General features: G+C 36.8%; 19 protein-coding genes. 7 read left to right on the top strand and 12 right to left on the bottom strand.

Translation table 11 applies throughout. The features are described 5' to 3' along the window. Positions 1 to 16: 16 nt before the first annotated feature. Positions 17 to 634 carry a MarC family protein gene (locus tag SJY23_RS01875; RefSeq protein WP_035335900.1) on the bottom strand — a complete coding sequence of 206 codons (618 nt, stop codon included), beginning with the start codon at positions 632 to 634 and terminating at the stop codon, positions 17 to 19. A gap of 192 nt (positions 635 to 826) precedes the next feature. Here SJY23_RS01875 and radC point away from each other — a divergent pair, with 192 nt between their 5' ends. The 6 genes from radC (at position 827) to SJY23_RS01845 (ending at position 6,366) form a co-directional block, all read left to right on the top strand. Beyond that, on the top strand, positions 827 to 1,540 hold the full coding sequence (radC, locus tag SJY23_RS01870; protein ID WP_051583841.1) for a DNA repair protein RadC: 714 nt from the start codon (positions 827 to 829) through the stop codon (positions 1,538 to 1,540). A gap of 14 nt (positions 1,541 to 1,554) precedes the next feature. Beyond that, positions 1,555 to 2,838 (top strand): polysaccharide deacetylase family protein, encoded by a 1,284-nt coding sequence (locus SJY23_RS01865; protein WP_035335901.1) that lies wholly within the window; start codon positions 1,555 to 1,557, stop codon positions 2,836 to 2,838. Then, positions 2,831 to 3,514 (top strand): YjjG family noncanonical pyrimidine nucleotidase, encoded by a 684-nt coding sequence (locus tag SJY23_RS01860; RefSeq protein ID WP_035335902.1) that lies wholly within the window; start codon positions 2,831 to 2,833, stop codon positions 3,512 to 3,514. Before SJY23_RS01865 ends, SJY23_RS01860 begins: the two co-directional genes overlap by 8 nt. Before the next feature lie 105 nt (positions 3,515 to 3,619). Further along, a complete protein-coding gene (locus tag SJY23_RS01855) occupies positions 3,620 to 4,129 on the top strand; it encodes a hypothetical protein (protein WP_396597242.1) in 510 nt (169 codons plus the stop codon). 1 nt (position 4,130) lies between these two features. Beyond that, on the top strand, positions 4,131 to 5,537 hold the full coding sequence (locus SJY23_RS01850; RefSeq protein WP_396597241.1) for a DUF5723 family protein: 1,407 nt from the start codon (positions 4,131 to 4,133) through the stop codon (positions 5,535 to 5,537). A 7-nt stretch (positions 5,538 to 5,544) separates the two neighbouring features. Continuing rightward, positions 5,545 to 6,366 carry a hypothetical protein gene (locus tag SJY23_RS01845; protein ID WP_396597240.1) on the top strand — a complete coding sequence of 274 codons (822 nt, stop codon included), beginning with the start codon at positions 5,545 to 5,547 and terminating at the stop codon, positions 6,364 to 6,366. Positions 6,367 to 6,373: 7 nt separating this feature from the next. Here SJY23_RS01845 and SJY23_RS01840 read toward each other — a convergent pair whose 3' ends face one another. Then, a complete protein-coding gene (locus SJY23_RS01840) occupies positions 6,374 to 7,651 on the bottom strand; it encodes a replication-associated recombination protein A (RefSeq protein ID WP_035335907.1) in 1,278 nt (425 codons plus the stop codon). 99 nt (positions 7,652 to 7,750) lie between these two features. On the opposite strand from SJY23_RS01840, the gene SJY23_RS01835 reads away from it, so the two are divergent. After that, positions 7,751 to 8,506, top strand: a complete 756-nt coding sequence (locus tag SJY23_RS01835) for a rhomboid family intramembrane serine protease (RefSeq protein ID WP_396597239.1) — start codon at positions 7,751 to 7,753, stop codon at positions 8,504 to 8,506. On the opposite strand, the gene rlmB is transcribed toward SJY23_RS01835, so the two are convergent. The 10 genes from rlmB to SJY23_RS01785 form a co-directional block, all read right to left on the bottom strand. Next, positions 8,501 to 9,247, bottom strand: coding sequence for a 23S rRNA (guanosine(2251)-2'-O)-methyltransferase RlmB (gene rlmB, locus SJY23_RS01830; RefSeq protein WP_396597238.1), 747 nt, complete (start codon positions 9,245 to 9,247; stop codon positions 8,501 to 8,503). The genes SJY23_RS01835 and rlmB overlap by 6 nt on opposite strands. After that, the gene (locus tag SJY23_RS01825; protein ID WP_396597237.1) at positions 9,231 to 9,554 is read right to left on the bottom strand and encodes a hypothetical protein; all 324 of its coding nucleotides are present in this window, start codon (positions 9,552 to 9,554) and stop codon (positions 9,231 to 9,233) included. Before SJY23_RS01825 ends, rlmB begins: the two co-directional genes overlap by 17 nt. 34 nt (positions 9,555 to 9,588) lie before the next feature. Next, positions 9,589 to 10,422: a hypothetical protein gene (locus tag SJY23_RS01820; RefSeq protein ID WP_396597236.1), complete on the bottom strand. Its 834-nt coding sequence runs from the start codon at positions 10,420 to 10,422 to the stop codon at positions 9,589 to 9,591. 57 nt (positions 10,423 to 10,479) lie between these two features. Then, entirely contained in the window at positions 10,480 to 11,391 is a 912-nt protein-coding gene (locus SJY23_RS01815; RefSeq protein WP_396597235.1) for a hypothetical protein, read from the bottom strand. A gap of 7 nt (positions 11,392 to 11,398) precedes the next feature. Further along, positions 11,399 to 13,090, bottom strand: a complete 1,692-nt coding sequence (locus SJY23_RS01810; RefSeq protein ID WP_396597234.1) for a SusD/RagB family nutrient-binding outer membrane lipoprotein — start codon at positions 13,088 to 13,090, stop codon at positions 11,399 to 11,401. A 12-nt stretch (positions 13,091 to 13,102) separates the two neighbouring features. Beyond that, a complete protein-coding gene (locus SJY23_RS01805; protein ID WP_396597233.1) occupies positions 13,103 to 16,297 on the bottom strand; it encodes a SusC/RagA family TonB-linked outer membrane protein in 3,195 nt (1,064 codons plus the stop codon). A 326-nt stretch (positions 16,298 to 16,623) separates the two neighbouring features. After that, a complete protein-coding gene (locus tag SJY23_RS01800) occupies positions 16,624 to 18,228 on the bottom strand; it encodes a SusD/RagB family nutrient-binding outer membrane lipoprotein (protein WP_396597232.1) in 1,605 nt (534 codons plus the stop codon). 4 nt (positions 18,229 to 18,232) lie between these two features. After that, positions 18,233 to 21,439: a SusC/RagA family TonB-linked outer membrane protein gene (locus tag SJY23_RS01795; RefSeq protein WP_396597231.1), complete on the bottom strand. Its 3,207-nt coding sequence runs from the start codon at positions 21,437 to 21,439 to the stop codon at positions 18,233 to 18,235. A 478-nt stretch (positions 21,440 to 21,917) separates the two neighbouring features. Beyond that, on the bottom strand, positions 21,918 to 22,769 hold the full coding sequence (locus tag SJY23_RS01790) for a DUF1735 domain-containing protein (RefSeq protein WP_396597230.1): 852 nt from the start codon (positions 22,767 to 22,769) through the stop codon (positions 21,918 to 21,920). A gap of 18 nt (positions 22,770 to 22,787) precedes the next feature. Beyond that, positions 22,788 to 24,239, bottom strand: a complete 1,452-nt coding sequence (locus tag SJY23_RS01785; protein WP_396597229.1) for a RagB/SusD family nutrient uptake outer membrane protein — start codon at positions 24,237 to 24,239, stop codon at positions 22,788 to 22,790. Positions 24,240 to 24,249: the final 10 nt, after the last annotated feature.

Below are 24,249 nucleotides of genomic sequence, written 5' to 3'. Positions count from 1 at the left end.
GGTCTTGAAATAAATTTTAAGCGATACCTGTCCCAAAATAAGAGCTTATCCCGCTCAAAATACTTTGTACAGCATACGCGGCTAAGATGAGTCCCATTATTTTACTAATAACAGTAATCCCGTAGTTACCTATGCGATCTTGAAGTTTATTTGCTCCAAGTAAAATCAAACAAGTAAGTCCTATCACAAACAGCACGAGTGCTGTAGCTATAAACTGTTCCTGTATAGAGTAAATATGGTTATCTGTCATTAAAACCACAGCCATAATTGCTCCAGGAGAAGCAATAGACGGTATTGCAATGGGGAATATGGTAACGTGTTTATAATCTGTAATTTTATTTTTTTCGTCTTCTGGTTTACCATCGCCAAAAATCATAGTAAGCGCAAATAGAAATAGTATTACACCTCCAGAAATCTGGAAGGCATTCAAGGATACAGACATTCCTTCAAGAATGAGCTGTCCTATCACTATAAAAAATAAGAGTATTAAAAATGCTATCACAGAAGCTCTAACGGCAATTTTCTTTTTGTGACGTAAATCAAATTCTTTTGTAGCCTCTAGATATACAGGGATAGATCCTATGGGGTCGATCACTGCAAAAATGAAGAAAATGGAAGTGATGATTTCTGACATATATAGCTTTTAGATGTAAATGTACCATTTTCTCATTCTTCATATCCTTAAATAGGAAGACACCTTTTATATACTAAGCGTTGCGGTATTACCTAGTGCACTCTTTGTAGTTATAGTTTTAGCAATATGCACTAAAGTCAATTGCATAGCTAAAGTGCAGATATTCAGACTAAAGCATTATATTTAAGGCTTATGGCTATAAAATCATCTACAGACGCTGCTTCCTATATTTCTATAAAAAATTGGTCTGAAGATGATAGGCCACGAGAGAAACTAATGGTCAAGGGACGTTCTGTATTATCTGATGCAGAGTTAATCGCTATTTTAATAAGTTCTGGTTCTAGAGAGGAAAGCGCAGTCTCACTAAGTAAGCGCATTCTCTCACAAGCCGAGAATAATCTTTCGGAGCTGGGTAAGTTTTCGGTAAAAGATTTAATGAAATTTAAAGGAATAGGAGAGGCAAAGGCCGTTACTATCGCTGCTGCGCTAGAACTAGGGAGAAGGAGAAGTGGTGGAGAGACGCTTTCGCGAAAGCGTATTTCTTCCTCAAAAGATGCTTATCAAATTTTACAACCCATCATAGGAGAGTTAGGGCACGAGGAATTCTGGGTGCTTTTTCTAAACAATTCAAACAAGGTACTACGCAAAGAGCAAGTGAGTAAAGGCGGACTCACGGGAACACTAGTAGATGTAAGGCTGGTAATGAAAACAGCCATAGAACTCAGTGCTGTGGGAATGATTTTAGGGCACAATCACCCTTCTGGAACCCTTAAACCATCACAAGCAGATAAGCTACTTACTGCCAAACTGAAAACGGCTGCGCAGAGTCTAGATATCCAAGTCTTAGACCATATTATTGTGACCGAAAAACAGTATTTTAGCTTTGCCGATGACGGCATTCTATAATCACTGCCTGCCTCATGTTACTTGTTTATACGCATAAAATCACACCTCGTGTTTCATATACATTCAAACATATATGTACGCGTATTTTAGGCGTGCCTGTGCAATTTACTAGCAAGTTAGAAGCTTTTATTGCTCACGAGGGACCTAAACTTTCTTATACTAACAAAAAATTAGGTAACGAACTTCACATAAGAAGCACAGACTTGCTCTTTGATCAAGGAGTACTTTCTATGGATATAAGCGTACAAGACTGGGATGGAGTTCCTTGTTTTTTTCAAATAAGAGAAGCAACAACTGAGATTCCCTATGATATTTTTGCCGCAACATTTTATTTATTAAGTAGGTATGAAGAGTATTTACCACATGTAAAGGATGACTTGGGACGCTTTCCCGCTTCAGAAAGTCTAGGGGGAATACATGATTTTTTACAGCAGCCAGTCATTGATATATGGATACATCGTTTTGCAGCAGTACTAGTTAATAGTTTTCCAGCAATTGAGTTGAAAGAAAGCACCTATCATACACATATGATGGTTACGGTGCCTCAGGCTTTCAAATACAGAAAGCTAGGCGTGTTACGCATGCTAGGAGGTTATGTGAGAGATATAAGTAAATTACGCTTGCGCGAAATTTTACGACGCACACAAGTATTAGTAGGTGCACGTAAAGATCCTTACGACACCTTCGGCTGGCTTACTAATGTGCAGAAAAATGAAAAATGCCTCTTTCAAGTATTTTTTCAAGTGGGAGATTATGGTAAGGATGGTAAGAATATTAAACATTCTAAGCGTAGCTTTCAAACTACCATAAAAATGGTGGGTGATTATTGCAAAGTAGGTCTGTTAGTATCGCCACAAGCTGCACGTGACAAGGTTTCCTTAGGTCTAGAACGAAAGCGTCTAGAAGAAATAGAACATAGACCCTTGCGTAGCATACACATCTCAAATTTTAAATTGAATTTACCGCACGTGTATCGCGATGCTTTAGATCAAGAGATTCAACAAGATTTTACTATGGGCTATGACGGTATTATAGGTTTTAGAGCAGGTACATCACAATCATTCTTGTATTACGATCTTGATTATGAAATCCAGACTCCACTAGTCGTAAACCCAGTTTGCATGCAGTCTGATGCAATTATAAATTATAAAAACCATACCATTGATTTTGTACTTCTCAAGGAGTTACAAGACCGCCTTAAGAACGTGGGAGGCGTATTTAGAATTTCTTTTTCTAATGCCTCCTTTGATGATATTTACAGCAAAAAACTCTTTAGACACTTACTAGCAAATGGCTAATATTACAGATATATTTTTTGACCTTGATCACACATTATGGGACTTTGACCGTAATAGTGGTTTGGCTTTCGCCAAAATTTTTGAACTCAACAATCTCTCTATTAATTATGACGAGTTCTTAGAAGTTTATAGTCCTATAAATTTCCAGCAATGGAAATGGTATAGAGAAGAACGTATCACGAAAGCACAGCTGCGCTACGGAAGATTTAAAAAGACCTTTGACAAGATGGGGATTTCTGTTACAGATGATATTATTGATAGACTCTCTGATGATTACATTAATCACTTGCCACAGAATAACTTTCTATTTGATGGTACTATCGAGTTATTAGATTATCTAGCGCCTAATTATAAGATGCACATTATTACTAATGGCTTTCAAGAAGTGCAAACTACCAAAATGAAGAAGTCAGGACTTACCCCTTATTTTCAAACTATGACCACTAGTGAGTCTGCCAATGTTAAGAAACCAAATCCTAAAATTTTTCATGTAGCTATGGAAAAAGCAGGAGCTACTGCTAGTACTAGCCTCATGATAGGGGATACGTATGAGGCAGATATTGTAGGGGCTATAAATGTAGGAATGGATGCAATATGTTTCAATTACCATAAATTGAAATTACCATCAGGCATTAAAGAAGTCAAGAGTATACCACAACTCAAAGAGTATCTTTAACAATAAGGCTAAACCTGCATCGTTTTAATACGGTACTACGTAACAATCAAGTGACATATGATTTCTTATAGACGTTTTTTTTATTTTTTCGCTTTAAGCTTACTAGTGTTAACAACATCCTGCGTTAGTGATATTGATACAGACCGTGTAGATGAGGTAGTCTTGAGCCCTAGAGTGGATGCAGATTTAGTTTTTTTTACACTTAATGCAGCAAACTTTCAGGCGGCGCCTAATGTGGGTTCTCAAATTGTTATAAGAGACACAACTAGGCTTGAGTTTATAAATGATGCAATTGTTCAAGAATCATTAAAGGAGTTGTCGTTTATGTATCAAAGTGAGAGTACATTATCTCAGAATGTAGTAAATAAATCACTTTTTCTTGATCAATCAGGTCGTGTGCAATATGAATTAAATTACCCGATAAATGGCTCGTTAGATGGTGAGGTTGTTAGAAATTCTTTTGACGTTATTCTTTCTGAAGAAGATATAGCACGCATTAAGAATTCAATTCAAGTTGTTAATGAGATAACGCTATTTTTAAATGGACAACCTATTAATGGGCAATATTCATTACAAAGTAAAGCTATATACGCTTTAGAAATATCAGATTTTTAGTATGAAATATATACTTGGTTTTCTTTTTCTGGTATTAACCTATACCGTTTCAGCACAGAATAAACAGCTATTGTACAATGTGCAAGAGTTGCCTCAGTCACTGTTAAGTAATCCAGCAAGTGTTATTAATTTTGACAAGCATATAGGAATCCCTTTTTTATCTGGATTTTCTGTAGAGGGTGGCTCATCTGGAGTTAGTGCTTACGACCTCTTTAGGTCAGATAGAGATATTAATACCTCTATTGATATTGCGATCGCTGAGCTTGATAGTAAAGATTACTTTGGTGTAAATCAGCAACTAGAGATTTTGTCTTTTGGATGGAGGTCAAGGAAGTCAGAAGTTTATTACTCTGGAGGTTTGTATCATGAGATAGATGCACTTGTCTACTTCCCAAAAGACATCGCAGTACTGGCCTATAGAGGTAATGCAGATTATATTGATAGGGCGTTTGACTTTTCTGATCTTTCGTTTACTGCAGAGTCTCTCTCTGTATATCACTTTGGATTGCAGAAGCAAGTAAACGACTCTTGGCAATTAGGGGTGCGAGCTAAAGTATATATGAGTGTTGCAAATATTAATAGTACTGATAATACTGGGACTTTTGTAACGAGAACTACACCGGAGGGGCCCAATTTTTATAGTCATCAACTACGTAATGTAAGTCTAGGAGTAAACACTTCTGGTATTGCATCATTGTTTGAAGAAGAAGAGTCTACAGAAGTAAATGAAATTGTTAGTAATGCTTTTCTTAGTGATAATGCTGGATTTGGTTTAGATGTAGGGTTCACACATTTTATTAATGATCAATGGCTAGTCACTGGAAGTCTTATCGATATTGGTTTTGTGAGGCATAAAGCAGATGTGAAGAATTTTAGTGCTAGAGGTGATTATGAGACTAGTGGTATTGAGCTTGAATTTCCAGGCGCTATACAGGGAGTCGAGACTACTTCATACTGGCAGGAACTAGAAGATGAGTTTGAAGATGCCGTAACTCTTGAAGATAGTTTATCTAGCCCTTATATTAGTTGGCGTCCTTTAAAAATAAATGGCTCTGTACAGTATTCTTTTGGTGAGGATAGGGGAGAGGGGTGTAATTGTAGATCCAAATCAAAAAGAATTTATAAAAATCGAGTGGGTGCACATTTATATAGCATAAAGAGGCCTAGAGGTTTTCAAACTGCATTGACGGGTTACTATGAAAAACAGTGGGGGAATAAATTACTCTCGCGTGTTACGTATACTTATGACAAACGTTCAAGTAAGAATATTGGGCTTTTAATGAGTGCAAAAATTGATAAATTTAATCTCTATCTTGCTGCAGATAACTTACTAGAATATTCAAATCTTGCAAAGGCTAGAGGAGCGAGTTTACAACTTGGAATGCAACTAGTATTCAATAACAAATAATTCTACCATGAAATTAGTACTTAGTTTATTACTTACAGTCGTTATAAGTTCTTCATTAATATCTCAATCTGTTAATGATTATAAATATGTGATTGTTCCTGAAAAATTTGATTTTTTGAATGAACAAGACCAGTATCAAATGAATAGCTTAACAACTTTTCTTTTTAATAAATATGGGTTTGAGGCTTACTTGGAAAAGGCAAGTAATCTTCCGTTAGATTACAAACGTAATGGGTGTAACAACCTTCGTGCAGATATTGTAGAATCTTCAGGAATGCTTAGAACTAAATTGCGCGTGAAATTACTAGACTGTAATGATGCTGTAATATTCTTATCAGAAGAAGGAACTAGCAAGCTTAAAGATTATAAGAAGAGTTATCATGAGGCTCTAAGGAGAGCTTTTGTATCTATCGAAGAGCTTAATTATGCGTATCAAGAAAGTGGTGCCGTGGTGGTTGAAGAAAAACCTACTATGACTGAGAAACCTTTAGTAGATAATTCTCAAAAGGAGGAGAACATAGTGGAGTCTACTGTCTCTAGTCAAGAGCGAGTAGGTAATGAGTCACTTTCTGGAAATAATGTGTTAGCGGTACAATCTTATGTAAGTACAGATGGCGCTTATGAAGCGCTTACTGCTGGTTCATCCATTCAGTTTTTTGAAAATTCTCAAAAAATAGGAGAGGTCACTAATGTAAAATTAGGTGCGCGCTTTCAAGTAACAACAACTCAGTTTAAAGGAAAAGGATATTTAAAAGAGGGACGTCTTATTGTGGAGCGTGTGATTAAGGGAATTGCAGATCCTATCGAGATGATTTTTATTAAGAAATAATAGTCTTTTAATATCCGTATTTAGAACCCCATTTTTCTTTTAAACTTTCGCGTAAAGCTTTTTCGCGCGCGTTATTAGTGGGTTCGTAAAATCTAGTGCCACTTATTTCGGGTGGCATAAATTCTTGCTTTACAAAACTACCTGGGAAGTCATGTGAATACTTGTAATCATCACCATACCCTATTTCTTTCATCAACTTCGTTGGCGCATTGCGTAACGGGAGTGGTACAGATAAGTCTCCTGTTTGTTTTACTAGTTGTTGCGCTTTGCCTATTGCAAGGTATGATGCATTACTTTTTGGAGAAGTGGCAAGGTAAGTCACGCACTGACTAAGTATAATGCGCGCTTCAGGATACCCAATAGTTGTCACGGCTTGAAAACAATTATTAGCAATTACCAATGCCGTCGGATTTGCATTCCCAATATCTTCAGAAGCAGCAATAATAAGACGACGAGCAATAAACTTCACATCCTCCCCGCCTTCTATCATACGTGCAAGCCAGTAAACAGCTGCATTAGGGTCACTTCCTCGTATTGATTTGATGAAAGCAGAAATTATATCGTAATGCTGCTCTCCAGTCTTATCATATCGTACAATATTTTGTTGCACTTTAGATTGCACCATATCATTAGTAACAATTACCTCTTTTTGAGACTCTGTAGTTACTATAAGTTCAAATATATTGAGTAGTTTACGTGCATCTCCACCACTTAGGCGGAGCAATGCTTCTGTTTCTTTGAGTGTGATATCTTTCTTCTGGAGAATACTATCTTCTGTAATTGCCCTATGAAGTAATAATTCTAAATCCTTCTTTTCAAAGGGTTTTAGGATATATACTTGACAACGTGAGAGCAGTGCGGGAATAACCTCAAAACTTGGGTTTTCGGTAGTAGCACCTACCAAGGTTACCCAACCTCGTTCTACTGCTCCTAGTAGAGAGTCTTGCTGCGATTTTGAAAATCTATGAATCTCGTCTATAAAAAGGATAGGATTTTTTTGTGTAAAAAGCCCCCCGCTTTGCTTTGCTTTATCAATAACGTCACGTATATCTTTAACTCCGCTGTTTATAGCGCTCAACGTGTAGAAAGGTCTGTTGGACTCTTCGGAGATAATAGTTGCAAGAGTCGTTTTTCCTATACCTGGAGGTCCCCACAAAATAAGCGACGGTATTATACCCGCCTTTAACGCCTGTTGTAGTGATCCGTTAGGGCCTACAAGGTGCTGCTGGCTGAGGTAATCTTCTAATTTTTTTGGGCGTAACCTTTCTGCAAGAGGAGTATTCATAGTACAAAAATAGCTATTTTGTTAAGGTCTTAAGTGACAATATTACATCTACTTCGACTATGGGCGTTAATTTGTAGTTAAAGAGATAAGCACATTCTTATGAACAAAGAAGCAGATTATTTTAAGTTTTATAATGGGGTAGTAGTATTCCCATTATTATTTGTGCTCTTAATGTGGGGAGTATTCTGGGTAGAGATAAAGTTTGGGTTAGACTTTACTAGGTGGGGAGTGAGACCACGTACGGCAACGGGAATAAAAGGTGTGATTTTCTCACCATTTATTCATTCTGGAATCAAACATTTATGGCACAATACCGTACCATTACTCGTGCTTAGTGCCGCCTTGTTCTATTTTTATAGGAAAATTTCTTGGCGTGTTCTTTTACTTCTTGTCATATTGAGCGGCACAGGTACTTGGCTAATAGGTCGGGACTCATACCATATCGGAATGAGCGGAGTGATATATGCGCTAGTTTCTTTTCTCTTCTTTAAAGGGATCCTAGCAAAGCACTTTCGACTTATTGCACTATCATTAATAGTTGTCTTTCTTTATGGTAGTCTCATATGGGGAACACTTCCCACTAGTGAGACTATATCTTGGGAAGGGCATTTATCTGGATTTATAGCTGGAGGATTGATTGCGTTATGCTTTCGCGAAAGAGTACCAAAACCAGTCACATATAATTGGGAGCAACCTGATTATTCTTCAGATGATGATCCATTCATGCAGCAGTTTGATGAAAATGGAAACTTCTTTGAACTGCCTCCAGAAATTGATCAAGATGAAGGAGCGGAAACTATTGTGATAAGTTATGAGTACAAAGATCCTAAAACACCGGAAAAAGGTGGTTTATGAGCGTTGTCTAACTATTTCATATAAGAAAGCTCCACAAGCAACCGAAACATTTAATGAAGCAATAGAGCCTTTAAGAGGAAGTTTTGCTTGTTTATCTACAATTTTGAGAACGCCAGGAGATACACCACTGTCTTCACGACCCATTACTATAGCCGTAGGTGGTGTAAGGTCTGTTTCAAATAAAGTAGTATCAGTTTTTTCTGTTGCCGCTACCACTTGCACTCCTGATCCTTGTAGGTAATAAATGGCATCTTTAATATGGTCAACCTTGGCAATAGGAATGTTAAAAGCAGCTCCGGCCGAAGTTTTTATAGCCACACCATTTACTGGAGCGCCACCTTTTTTAGGGATAATGATACCATGCACGCCTGTGCATTCTGCAGTACGTATAATGGCACCAAAATTTCTTACATCAGATAATTGATCTAATAATATAAATAAGGGAGCAGCTTCGGTTTCTACAACAGCATTTACAAGCTCTTCAAAATCATAAAATGAGATCGCGCTTACTACGGCAATGGCACCTTGGTGATTTTGCTGTGTTAGTTTGTTTAGTTTTTCAATAGGTACATGTGAAGTTTGTACACCATTTTTTTTGATGAGTGTATTGAGTTCGCTCAATAAAGGGTTATGAAGCCCTTTTTGAAGAAAAACTTTATCTATTTCTTTACCAGCTTGTATAGCTTCTATGATGGCACGAGTACCAAAGATTTGTAGGTCTTTTTTAGTTGATTCCACCATCGCAGTCTAGTTGTTGTATTCTTTGTTCATATTGAGGATTTGCAGGACAATTACTGTCTACATAATCTGCTAGTAGATTTCTTAATCTTCTACAGTTAAACATAGATGCATCTGACGTATATGCAGCATCAGCTTCATCAATTTGGCTCAATGATAATCCGCAATCAAATGGGACTTCATTATTAGCATCGTCATCAGTGTTACCACAAGCTATCAAGGCGAACATAATGACAACAGGAAGTATGTAGTTAAGTGTTTTTTTCATAAGAATTTTGTAAAAGAAAAGGGCTACCATGTCTTTCGACAAAGGTAGCCCTTTTTAATTATAATATTAGTTTTGCTTATAAATAAGAAACAGTGAAAGATGGATTTCCATCTGCATCACTCACTTTAGTAATAGTAGCAAAGTTGACTGCTCCAGCTGCAACTTCTGCATCTGTGAACGTTTGTTGACCATTGTATTCTACAGTAGCACCATCTTCTAGTCTGATGAATACATTGTAATCTATTGGAGTGTCATTAGCAAAAAAGAATTGCAACTGCACTGTGTAATCCCCGTCAGGAAGATCGCTTGATAATACAAGTTCTTCGTATCTATCTCCAGTGAAACCTGTTAATGTTCCGCCATCACCAAAAATCACCAAATCAAGATCATTTGCATCTGGATTAGTCCAATCAAATAAAACAGTTGCAGCATCAAAGTTTGCCTCAGGAAGTCTATCAAACACGTCAAGTTGAACATCGTTAGAGTTAACTAATATTTGTTGTCCTTCAATATTACTGTCTAATCCAATAACTTCTAAATCGATAAGGTCGTTTATAGACCCTATTCCACTTGCTGAGAATCCATTTCCGCCTGGCGTAAATACAGTACCTGAAAGAGATGTAGCGCCAGCTGGAAGATCAAAATAGGTGTTTATAAATGAAGTGTCATCAGCTCTTGCTTCTATACCTACAGATGATAAACTATCTACGGATTGACTAAACATAACCGTAAAAGGAATCAAGTCACCTGGAGCTGTAAAGTCTCTTGTAGATGAAATTGTAGCTTCTATAACTACATCGTTTGCACTGTTTTCAAGTACTTTGACATCTCCGTCGTCATTATAACAAGAGGTAAGTAAAGAAGCAGCGAAACCACTCATAAGGAGTATATTCTTAAAATTTGCTTTCATATTAATGAGTTAAGTAAAGTGTAGGAGGGTTTTGAAATCTCTCCTACACAATATGTTTTATAATTTCGTTAAAGTAATTTGTACTTCTCCTGCAGGAACTCCACCACAACCAACACTATCTTCTGTAAAGTTGATTACGAATGATGAATCATCATCTTCAGAGTATGGTAATGCATTTGCAGACGAGTTAAGTCTAAGACCTCCACCGGCACATCCTAGATTAGTACCCATTCCATCACGGCCGGTTTGTACGCCACATAAAAAGTTGATGGTAAAAGTCATGTCAGGTTGACCAATACCGAACTGTTCAAGATAATTAGCTTGGAAGCTTCTCTGGTAAACTGAGGCTGATGATAACGTAACTGTTTGAGGTAGGAATATGTCTCCAAAGAAACCACCAACGGTAGTTTCAACGGCATAATCTCCTGTAGCATAGCCATCTGGAAGTGGGCATACTATGAGGGTAGATAAACCAAAACCTTGCATTTGACCGCCCTCAGATTGTAAGTCAGCATCTAGGTCATCAAATTCAACAATTTCACCTTGAGTACCAGTAGCTACATTTCTAAATACAAACGTATCACCAAGACCTAGTTCATCAACAGTTAATCCAAAAGCGCTAGCTAAGTCTCCGGTTGTAATTACAACATCTGACGGGAATGTAGTAACCGTTTTGATAAGTGCAAACTCGCTCTGCTCACTTAATGGAGCTGGCGTTCTACGTTGCGCTATGATATCAAAAGAGGCAACATTGTTATTAGGTGCACCTACTGTGAAGGCAAATACTCCGTTAGGCACATCGTTACCATCTATAACAGCTGTAGTAATATCTGCGGTAACAAACACTCCAGCTCGTCCTTCTACAGCACCTGGCTCGCCAAATGGAAGAAGTCTCTTGTCTTCATCTTCACACGCTGTCAAAAAAGCCAGTGCACAAACAAAAAGAGATAAAAATTTAATCTTTTTCATAATAATACTAGTTTAAAGGTATTGATGAGTCTGCCCAGAAAACTGACTGATTTAAGTCTGGTTTTTGTTGTACAGATAAATTTAAGTTTGCAGTTCCTCCTACATAAAATAACGATCTAGGGAAATCTCCTGCAGCTCCAAGTTGAAGGTGTGGTTGTAAGTTATTAGGAAATCCAGTTCTACGGTAAAAATTGTAAAACTCATTTCCACTTTGATAACAAGAAATCCAAAACTGAGTTCCTAATATTTGAAGTTGCTCATCTACAGAACCTGCAGCGTCAAAATCTGCTATTACATTTGAAGCAAAAGCTATTCCGTTATCATCAGTATCTGGGTTTCTATCAAAGGCTGTAACAAAAGATACTGATTTTTCAATAGCTCTTTGTAACAAAACATTAGGAGCAAGATCTGCAGTTCCTAAACGTAACGCTGCTTCTGCTCTCATCATGTCGACTTGCCACGCCATTAATAAAGGAGATATTCCTTCTCCATTAATACCATCGCCATCGCTTACTCCGCCACCGTCGCCAGTATCCACATTTCCTCCAATAGGGTATGATCCGAAAGTTGTTCTCAAGCTATTATCTGGAGGAATACCTCCGGAATCTCCGTGATCACGACCCCAATAGGCTGCTGGACTATCATCGGTTAAATCAAATGCACAAAATACGAATTCTGGAGTGTAAGGTGAAGGGTCATCAAAACATGGAAGTGCATCCCCTATCGATGGATTTGTTATTCCTGTAGGGAATTCAGTAGTTTGGCGATAAAAATAGTGAGCAGCACGTGGATCTTCACCGAAATACTGATTATTAATATCTACCATTCTATACATCAGACTGTTTGATATATAAATCTCAGGATTTCCATCACCGTATTCCAGAACATAAATTGGATTTCTAGATTCAGGATTAGTACTTGTTCCATATTGAAGTGCAACACTATCCTCATTATCTTCAATCAAATTTCCACTGGCAATAAGAGTATTTAACTCAGCCACATTGCCAAGGTTTAAATGATATTTGAATTGTAGCGTAGTTGCAAATTTCTTCCAGTTCTCACTTTTGTTTGCTTGTGATCCAATATCGTCACCAGCAAAATATAAGTTTAAAGGAATATCTCCCCCTACAATGCTTCCTGTAATAATATCGGGATCTAAATCTCTATCAAACGCCGCAATTGCCAGATCTAATTCTGCTAAAGCTGCAGCATATACTTGATCTCCAGGTGTAAGAGCAGGGTTGAAATTTTCAAGACCTAATGCAGCCTCATCGAAAGGAACATCTCCCCAAAGATCCACGAGGGTCATCAATGCATAAGCTTTTATAGTACGTGCTATTCCTTCTTCATAAGCAGCGTCAAGCTCTACTAATTGTGGAATGATCACATTTGAGTCTAAAAGAATTCCTGCATATGCAGCATTCCAAGCTCCTGCCCCTGAACCAGGACTAAATGCATTTTGATATGTAGTACCAAACATATGTGACAAACGAGTAGCATCGGTAGAAACACCTGAAGCACTTCTAAATACGTTATTCATTTGAAATTGTAGACCATCAATACCTGAGGCAAGATTAATCTGTTCTGGTCTTAGCTGATTGGGATTATCCAATAAGCCTTCGAGCTCAGTAGTTTCACAAGAGGTAAATAAACCAAGTGCGGCCACTAAACCAAATCCTATTTTTGTTCTTAGTTTCATGTTTATTTTTTTTTAAAAAGTTACCTTAACACTTGCTCCATATCTTCTAGAATTCCAAGATGTAAGGAAATCAAATCCAAATCCATTACCAACTCCAACAGAGTTCACGTCTGGATCGAAATTAACGCCCTCAGGAGTGTTTACTGCCTCAACAAAAAGGTTGTAACCTTGAGCTGTAAGAGATACTGAACCAAATGGAGTGTTTTCTAATAGTTCAGCAGGGAAGCTGTATCCTATAGCAAGTTCTCTTAAGCGGATATTAGTAACATCATAAACGTTAAATTCATCTGCACCAAAACCATAGTTATCAAAGTACGCTTCTGTAGGAGCAAGTTGAACTGTATTAGGTTGTCCAGTATTTTGATTAACTCCGTTAAGGATGAATGTTTGTGTTCTGTCAAAGTCTGTATCAGTAGTTAATCCACGTGCAGCTAACGTGTTTACCGTTCTTAGGAACATGTCTCCACCGTGTTGGTATTCAATCTGAGCAGTCAAATTCCAGTTTTTATAACTGAAACCATTCACTAGACTCATTGTCCAGTCTGGATTAGGATCTGCGATTATACCAATATTACTATCAGTTACATAGAATCCTGTGTCATCAACAAGTAGGTTACCATTCTCATCTCTAGCCACTCTTGAACCTTGTATTATACCAAAAGCCTCACCTTCAATTGCATAGTTTCCTAAGTCATTACCAAATCCAGCGATTTGAACTGTTTGGCCATCAGTGTCTGTTACAATGTTTTCATTAACGTTGTAGTTTCCATCAACGCTCCATACAAAGTCTTCAGTTTTCACAGGTATTACTCTAAAACCGAGTTCGATACCTTTATTGTTTACATTACCGAAGTTGTCTGCAAATGATGTAAATCCGCTTTCTGCAGGTAAAGGTCTGTTAATGATTTGATCTTCAGTATCCTTGTTGTAGTAAGTAAAATCAAAGCTTAATCTGTTGCTGAAAAGTCTAGCTTCCATACCAACTTCAAATTCTTTTGAAAGTTCTGGTCTTAAATCTGGATTAGGTAGGAAGTTTTGTACACTGTTGATAGCGATATTGTTACCACCTAAATTGAAAGCTTGACTGTCGATTCCTAAGTTTGGACGAGTACTATATGGTGATGCAAATCCTGGAGCTTGTCCATAACCAGCACGTACTTTAAGATAATCAATAAATGTATTTTTGATTGATGGAATAGCACCAGTTACGTCTACAGACATACTTCCACCATATGAAAATACAGATCTGTTTTCTTCTTCAAATACAGAAGACCAGTCATTACGAGCAGAAAGGTTTAAGAATGCCCAGTTACCGTAGTCTAGAGTAGCATTACCGTAAACCGCGTTGTTATTTAGTTCAGATGTGAAGTTTCCACTAGAAGCGAGTCTATTTTCAAATACGCTGTGTCTAAATAATCCAAAAGCATTTGCTAATTGTCTATCACTCTGAACCGATACTTGACTAAACTCATTTCTTCTAAGGTTTAATGCACCTGTAAAAGTTAAGCGTAAATCATCCTCAATAATGTCTTTGTCTAAGTTGAATAAGACAGAGTGGTCATGAATAGTATTTTGATTTGTAATAGTGCTTAAATATCCAAAAGGTCTTGAACCGTCATTTGCCCCTGCGTTAATAGCTCTAAATTGATCTTCGGCATAGTAATCTAAACCGTAACGGTAAGTTAAGCTGATATCATCTGTAAATTTGTAAGTAACATTTGTGTTACCAAATAAACGGTTAGTCGTGTTATTATCTCTTGTATTATCAACAACCCATAATGGATTTGTTCTGTCGTTACCTGCACGGTACCAAATAGACTCACCTGTATCAGGAAGTGATGATGGAGATCCAAATAAGTCAACAGATCGTGGTATGTAAAGTACATTCCATATAGATGCGATTCCTGCACCAAAAACGTCACTACCAAACGAAGCGTCTGTCATAGGAGAAGTTTTATCGAATTTTGCATATGATAACTTACCTGAAATAGAGAAGTTGTTACTCAATTCTGCAGCACCACCTAAACTAAAGTTATTACGTCTAACCGTGTTTCCTGGTACAAAAGATTGATCTTCGAGGTGAGAATAGTTCAAACTGAAATTTGAAGCTCTCCCGTCTTTTGACATTGACGACCCTGCTAAGTTAATAGAAGTATTGCTAATTACTCCAGTTCTGAAAAATTGTTCTTGACTGTCATAAGGCCTGTATTCTACTGTTGATGCATCTAAATCTGTTCTACCTGGAAAAACTTCAGAAGGTAATACACCTTCAAAACGATCAATATTTTGAAAAGCTCCTAGAAATGCATTAGGTATTGTTTCTTGGCTAGTAAAAGCAGATCCCCAGTTAGAGAAAAAAGGTCCGTAATCTTGAAAAAATCCACCTCCGTAAGTATCTTGATAATCTGGAAGTCTAATTTCATTAAAGAATAATGAAGAAGAAACAGTAACTTCTGTTTTATTCTTACGATTAGCTCCACTCTTAGTAGTAATCAGGATTACACCATTTTTACCCTCTTCACCATATAGCGCAGTTGCAGATAAGCCCTTCAGAACACTCATGCTTTCAATGTTGTTTGGATCTAAATCTCCAAATCTTGAAGCAGTATTTGAACTTGTTATGAAACTTCCTGATTGGTTAGTGTCAGATGAAAATGGTACTCCATCAACAATAAAAAGTGGTTGGTTGCTACCACTAATTGATGAGTAACCTCTAATAATAATGTTTGTTCCTGATCCTGCAACACCTCCAGTAGAAGTAATACGCACACCAGGAGCCTTTCCTTGAAGAAGTCTACCAACATCACCTACAGGTTTGTTTTCTATTTCTTCAGTTGAAATTGAAGTAACTGCATAACCTAGAGCTTTCTTTTCTCTTTTAATTCCTTGTGCAGTAACAATTACTTCATCTAATGCGTTGTCTGCTGCGAGACTTACATTGATTGAAGTTCGATTTCCTACTATAACTTCTTTGTTGGTATATCCTACAAAACTAAAGACAAGGACATCTGTTGGACTTGCTTGAATCGAGTAATTACCATCAAAATCTGTTTGAGTACCGGTAGATGTTCCTTTAATAATGACATTTGCACCAGGCAAAGGACCATTTTCTTCGGTAACAGTTCCGGAAACTGTTGTCTGTGCAAGGGAAACTTGCACTACAAACGCTAGTAATAGCGTTAAAATTCCACTAAACTTTGTTTTCATTTTTATAAATTATTTGAATTAGCCGTGGCTAAAATAACATTTTATATATAAAAATTAATATTTCTTTAACGAAATTAAGCTTGAAAATGAGTTGAGTAGGGTGTTTTGTTAACTTATTATTAATATTTATAGTCTTAATAGTCACAAAAACAGAGGGTTGTATTGAAATGACATATTGTTAAGAAAGATTAAAAATTATTGTAAAACCTTTATGATTTTAACATTTTATAGTTCACGAGATTTTATTGTTTACTATAACTAATCTGTTAGGTTACAAAAAAAGCCACTCATGGATGAGTGGCTTTTTAGATATTAATTACAAAAGTTTAGTTAACGTCCCAAAATAGTTTACTGATTATTAAATCACCATTTGACAAGTTGGCTGCCGCAGCGTCTCTGTTTGCTCCGTTTAAATTCTGTAATATCTGAGGGTATCTTAACCTAAATGGTATATCAGACACCGAGGGATCTACTGGTCCAGCTTCAAAAACGTATGTCTCAACCCTATTGTCGGGAGCAAGTCCATCAATTTGCTGTTGAGGAAGTGCAACGGTTTCATCTATTTGAACTAAAGTATTAGGAAATCCTGTTCTTCTATACTCAGTGTATGCTTGATGTGCTTGCATATATAGAGCAATATATTTTTGATTTAATACATTAGCTTGATTTGCTAGTGGCAAGTTTGCTACAAATGTCGAGATGTCTTCTTCGGGAACTCCCCACTTTTCCATACTTGCTGTCACACCGTTTTCATAGTTTGCTTGCGCGAAACCATTTCTCTCAGAAATTAAAAACTCGACTTCTGCATACTCCATAAATACTTCACGATAATCTGGTTTTATTACATTACTACTTGGGTATGAATACGTGTTTCTATTTAAGAAGTTCGTATTTCTAAAAGCGTAAGGTACACCTAAATAATCTCCGTAGTCTAATGTGTCTAAGTCTGCTACGTATCCAGCTTTTACTTCATTTATGCTGGCCGCAATAGGTACAGCCATCTGAAATAAACGTGGATCTGGATTAAAGTTTCCTCTTTCTCCTTTGAGAAGTTCAACAAATGGGGCTGCGACAGCAAAATCTTCTCGAGTTAGATATGCCGTCCATAATGGAGAGGCACTCACATCAATTGTGTCATACTCTTGAGATGCATTATCGTCATTTGATGTCATTACTCCACTAGTGATAGCCGTATCAAACGCCGTTTCGTATGCTTCTGTATCAACACCCTTTATAGTTGTCGCAACTCTTAAAATAAGTGAGTTAGCAAATTTTTTCCACTTTAATGCGTCGCCATTAAATATATTGTCTCCGTTTGTAAAAACAATTTCATCTTCGTTAATCATATCTGCGGATTCTCTAAGCTCTTTGAGGATATCAGTGTAGATATCTTGCTGAGCAGCAAATACAGGGGTGAAGTTTCCAGCTTCTAATTGTCCCGCTTGGAATGTTTCATTGTCTGACCCGTATGAATAATATGGAACATTACCGAAGAAGTTAGTCAACTCGTAAAACATATAAGATAACATAATTCTAGATGCCGCAATTTGATTATCGTTATCACCGTACAATGCCGCAGTCTCTTTAGTCTCTTCGTTTGTGTTTAAATCCAAAATAGCCTTGAAATCTCTCATCGTCAAATACGTATTAGTGTAAATTGATTCGGCGGTAGTTTCACGATAAAGAAATCTGTCTTCGTCCGCATAGGCAGTTTGACTCCAATACTGCATCCAAGGTAATGTTAATCGCCCTTCGTTGAATCCATCTCTAGAAAAATCAATAAACTCCTTAGTTGCACTAGTAAAAATATTGGCAGTAGGTGCAATCTCAGGTTCATTTGGATTGATATTTAGTTCTACTAAGTCATCTGTGCATGATAAAAATGCAGTAGAGATAACTAGTAACATCATTATAAAAAATTTAGTTTTCATTTTTTTAGAATTTTAATTGTACGTTAAATCCATAGCTTTTAGTTGATGGAAGTGATCCTCCTTCTGAGCCTTGAATATTTCCACTTCCTGAAGTCGCTACCTCTGGGTCAAAGTTGTCGTTATCTAGCCCCCAAACACCTAAGTTTCTACCGAACGCTGAGAGCATAACATCGGATACTCCTAGATTTTTAATCCAATCTGTGGGTAGCCTATAGCTTAGAGACACTTCTCTTAGTTTAATATAATCTGCGTCAAATACGTTTGCTGCATCTGGTCCAAAGAAGTAATCTGTACCTTCTTGTTGTGCAGAAATAACTTGTGTGTTAGTTGCAGTGTCAGTCACTGTATAATCACCATTACCATCGTATGTTATTGTACCAGTTACACCTTCCAATACGGTTCCTACTTCTCGTTTATTATCTGTTGCAGTCTGTTCAAGAATACCAGAGTAATTACCCCATATGTTAGTTAATGATCTGTATTTGCCACCTTCTTGTATATCAACAAGAAAGCCTAAGCTAAGGTTTTTGTAACGAAATGTGTTTCTAATTCCCAAATTGAAGTCTGGTAATATAGACCCAAGATTTTCTTGGTCTTGAGTTTCAGCAAAACTTCCATTTGAGTTTACCACTTTATTGCCTTCATTATCAAAAACAAAGTTTGTTCCTCTGATGATTCCGTAAGATTCACCTACAACAGCATTTAATGTTACGGAGTTGAATGGGAAACTTGCTATTTGTAATGATTGTACACCGTCTATAAGTTCAAGTAACTCATTATTGTTCTTTGAGAAGTTAAGTGTCGTATCCCAAGAAAAATCTTCAGTTTGAATTACTGTAGCATTAACTAGAGCTTCAATACCTCTATTTCTTAACGTCCCACCATTAGTAAATGTAGAAGTGAATCCACTACCAGGGTCAACCTGAACAGGTGTTATTAAGTTTGATGTTTCCTCATTATAATAAGTAAGATCTAAGCTAAGTCTATTTTGAAAGAATGCCATTTCCAAACCAACTTCATATGTGTTTTTAAATTCTGGTTGGAGATCAGGGTTTAGTTTAGTGTTTGAAAAACTAAATGGTAAATCACCTAAAAACTGATTTGCTGGTCTAAAGGTTGTTATTAAAGAGTAAGCATCTGTATCACTTCCTACTTCTGCATATCCACCACGTATTTTTCCAAACGAAAGCCAGTCTGCTTCAATGAATTTTGAGAAAACAAAACTACCGTTTATACTTGGATAGAAAAATGAAGCATTTTCAGCAGAAAGAGTGGAAGACCAATCATTTCTTCCAGTAATTGTAAGATAGGCAAAGTTGTCATATCCTATAGAAGCAGAACCAAAAACACTGTTGACACGCTTTCTAGAATCAAATTCACTCGCGATAGATGGGTCTTTTGAATTAGCGATGGTATATAGTCCTGGAACAACAAGACCTCCAGATGTTGTAGCGGAAAGCCTGTGAAATTCGGCATCTCTTCTATTTACACCTGCAAACGAATTTAGGCTTATTTTGCTATCGAGGAGTTTCTTGTCAAAGTGCACGCGAGTTTCGTAGTTTATCTCCTCAAAATCACGATCAGATTCACTGTACCTACTCACTCCTTGAGATCCTAAAGCGATCCTTTCGTTTATTCTAAAGTCATACGTGTCAGCATACACTTTACCTACTACATATAAATTATCTGTAAAATTGTACGTAGCTCCTATGTTACCATACCAGCGAGTACGTTTGTCCTTTGAAGTGTTTTCATAGAGTGTCCAGTATGGGTTATCAGAATAACGAGGATCTCCATCAAGGGCAGATATCCTATTCCACGGTCTCTGAGATCCATCTGATTCAAGTTTGTAATTCTTTAAGCGGTCATAATCAAGTGATGTTTGACCAAATTGATATAATTGTTGTACAACACCCGCACCAGTATATCCAGAGGCAGGTCTATTAAATCCTTCTGTGATTGTTAAATTTACAATAGCGTCAACCTTGAGTTTATCAGATATCTGACTGCTCGCATTAAAATTAACTGAATTCTTTCTCAAATTAGAATTCGGTACAATACCATCGGTTCTAGTGTTGTTTGCGCTTAAACGTATTGTTGACTTATCAGTTCCTTGTGAGAATGAAACTCCATTGTTGTAAGAAACACCAGTGTCCCAGAATGAATCTACATTATTTTTAGGTGCAGACCATGCGCGAGTTTGTAGAAAATCATCTTCAAATTCAGGGTCGAATGCATCCCAGTGTAAAACTTGTTGTCCTTCAAATTTTGGTCCCCAAGACTCATCAGTGCCATAATCTACCACATCATAAGTAGTTCCGTTTATGGTTGCTTGATTAAAGCCTGCTTGACCTATAGTACTAGCATCTCCAGCACCACCGCCGTATAGTTTTTGAATTTTAGGAAGAATGTTTACCGTTTCAAAAGTAATTCCGGAGTTCACTGTAACTTCTGCTTTTCCTTTTTTACCTGATTTTGTTGTGATAAGAATTACACCATTGAGAGCCCTAGATCCATATAATGCTGCCGCAGGACCTCCTTTAAGAACATTCATAGTGGCAATATCGTCAGGGTTGATATCAAACCCAGCATCGCCATAATCTCTACCGCCACCACCTGACTGGGTTGAAGTGGAGTTGTAGTTGGTGTTGTCTAATGGAATACCATCTACAACAATAAGAGGTCTGTTTTCACCTGTAATAGATGATGCACCACGAATTACTACTCGTGTTGATCCTCCTAAATTACCCGTAGCATTAGAAATTTGAACACCAGCTACTTTTCCTGATATTGAGTTAAGTGCATTTGGGTTTCTAGTTTCCGCAATTTCTTCGCCGGAAACTTCTTGAGTTGAGTATCCTAGTGATTTTTTCTCTCTAGAAATACCTAAGGCTGTAATTACCACCTCGTCTAGCGCATCTCCAGCAGCTAGCGTTACATTGATAGTTGTAGAAGTGCCAACTACTATAGTTTGGTCTGTAAAGCCTACATACGTAAAGACAAGCGATTGTCCTTGCTCTGCTTCTATTGAGTAATTACCGTCAAAATCTGTTTGTGTGCCTGTGTTTGTTCCTTTTAAAAGAACATTTGCTCCTGGAAGGGGTACACCGGTGTCGTCTTTCACCGTTCCAGTTACTATTAACTGTGCAAACGAAACTTGCACTACAAACGCTAGTAGTAGCGTTAAAATTCCACTAAAATTTGTTTTCATTTTTATAAATTATTTGAATTAGCCGTTTCAAATAAAGTCATAAAGAAGTCTAATTAGTGTTTTTTTAACGAAATTGGCAGAGCCTTAACAAAATGACTTATTTTGATCAAATTGTTTAACACTTTAATACTTAATAAACTGTTAATGAGAAATTTCAAATCACAAAATTTAACAATTATTAAATTATTAATAAGTTTTGTTTAACGTTGGGTTTTATGTTTATTTTATTTTTTGAGTCTTATATTCAATGGAGGGGTGACTTAAGAATTGATGTCTGATGTTTAAAAATTTTACGCTCATCTATCTAATACTAGTATACATAATACCTATTTAATGTGTTGTTGAGTTGCCAATGCATTTCATTTTCTGCTTTCGCGAAAGCGATTTGCTAAGAATAAAAAAAAGGCTATCTAAATATTTAGATAGCCTTATAATTTTTAACTCTTAATTTTGATTAAGAAGTTTTATAATATGAGAATTATGGTTGAACCTGTAATTTTAATCTCAAGGAATTAAATGGTGGTCCAAAGTTATCATTATCAACATTTATAATAATTTGATTAATACAGGTTAGGACTCTTCCTGAAATTTTAGTGGTAGGTATTGGTGTACCTCCATTTACGAAAGAAACCCCGCCGTCACTTGATTGGTCTGATATTACAAATCCAGTGTCAAGATCAATAGTGAGAACTGTATCAGTTCCACCAACATCTTGCGAAATTCCTCCTAGAATAGTAATCTGATTATCTTCTGGTCCAGCTATTACAGTTCTAAGGTCTGAAAAGGTAGCTGGGACACCGAAAGCTTCAAGAAGAGGGTTTTCTAATGTTACAGCAGAGCCAACAACTTGAGAAAGATCTACTGTAGGACATTCTATTGCTAAACCTAAAGTTAATCTATCTTCACTATCGTTTAGTATCTCAGCACCTTCCACAGACTCTAAGTTTAAAACTATTACATCTGTCACCGCAGGTAGATTAGGTGAACCTAAGGTAGTTACTGTAAAATCTACAGTAAATGAACCTGCTGGTATAACAGGGTTCAAAGTGCTTATTGAATATAATTCTTCTGCTAATGTAGATGCATCTGTATCGATAGACAATTGTGCTGTTCTGTCTGATGAAGATAATGTTGAAACTCCAACTGTAAATGTAGTAGTTGTTTCTGCTTCAGGATTAAACACAACAGTACGATTAGTTGTTGCTCCGTTGAAACCAGCTATGGCCCTTCCGTTTTCAGCATCAACTTGAGGGATTTCTGCATCCTCACATGAAGTAAGAGTCATAAATCCTACTAGTAAACTAGCTGCGATATATTTTAATTTATTCATAATAAAAATGTTTTAAGATTAGTAACCCTCGTTTTGAGTGTAATTTGGATTTACATTGATCTCAGCTTGAGGAATTGGTAACTGGAATCTAAAGTTTCCAGCTTCTAAAGTTTGTGTTGTGTTTGGAGTTCCAGTTCCATCTGCTAAATCTCCAAAAGTTCCTCTTTCGATAGCTTCACCACGTCTTTTTAAGTCATAAAAACGGTGACCTTCAAAAGCAAGTTCAATTCTTCTATTTGTTTGAATGGCATCCTCAAGGTCCTGCCCAGTTTCAGTTCCAATGGTGAATGGTGAGAATCTCTGTGCTCTTAATTGATCTAAAGTTGCAAGAGCATCGCCTTCAAGACCTAATTCAAATTGAGCTTCAGCTTTGTTTAAAATAGCTTCTGCTACTCTTAAAGCTTTGATATCAACACGACCGTTCACTTGATCAGTTTCTCCAATAAACTTATTTATTGCGTTGTAATTATTCCCTTCATTTTCAGCTGCAAATGTTATAATATTCGTACGAACATCAGAAAATTGTAAAGAATTAAAGAGTCCAAAATCAACAGCAAATTCTGAAACTGTTGAACCACTAATCGTTTGACTATAAATTACACCAACGTTGTTAAAACCACTTTCAGAAGCTGTGTTTACAGCAAATTCTACAAGAAGTCCTGCATCATTTGAGTCAGTGTAAACACCTGGTAGTTCAGTTCTAGTAGCTAGAGGAGCTGTAATTTCATCAACAATATCAATAACTGCTTGGTAATCGCCAGTGTATAAATATGCTCTACTTAACATACCTCTTACAGAGTTTTTATTAAAAACTCCTTCTACTTTGTCTTCACTAGCAAGAGTAGTCTCGTCAATAAGTGCTAGTGCATCAGTAAGGTCTGTAATTATGTTTTCATAGTTACTAGCCACCGTTTCTCTAGATAATTGACTTAAAGCATCTACAGGTTCTTTTATGTAAGTAATACCAAGTGATGCATTTGCATCTGCACTCTGAGTAGGTATTTTTCCATATGTACGTACTAGGTCTAAGTGAGCGAAAGCTCTACCTGCAAGGGCTTGTCCAAGAATATTGTCTCTTTCAGCCTCTCCATCAATATTATCAATCTGAGATATCATCAAGTTTGCTCTACGAATAGTAGTATATGCACCGTTGAAAACGTTTGTGATGTACCCACCATTATTTGCTCCGTAAGTGAAGTCAGAATACACTTGATTTGATCCCCTTCCTGTTCTTGCTATAATTGCGTTATCCGAAAGAATGTCTGGAAGTCCTTGAACTCCAGATCCATTTGAATAGTATCCAAAGAATGAACTATACATTCCATTAAGGGCAATCTCAAAGTTGTTCACACTATTATAGAAAGTGTCTGCGTCCCCTTGAACAAAAGGCGCGATGTCCAATTCATCATCACAAGACGTAAGTCCTACGGTCATGATGAAAAGCGTAATTAAAGTTTTTATTGTTTTCATATTCTATTTT

This window comes from Dokdonia sp. R86516 (assembly GCF_044596715.1).
Classification (GTDB): Bacteria; Bacteroidota; Bacteroidia; order Flavobacteriales; family Flavobacteriaceae; genus Dokdonia.
Note: the sequence above shows the minus strand (reverse complement) of the source record. Positions and strands in the feature narration are given on the sequence as shown.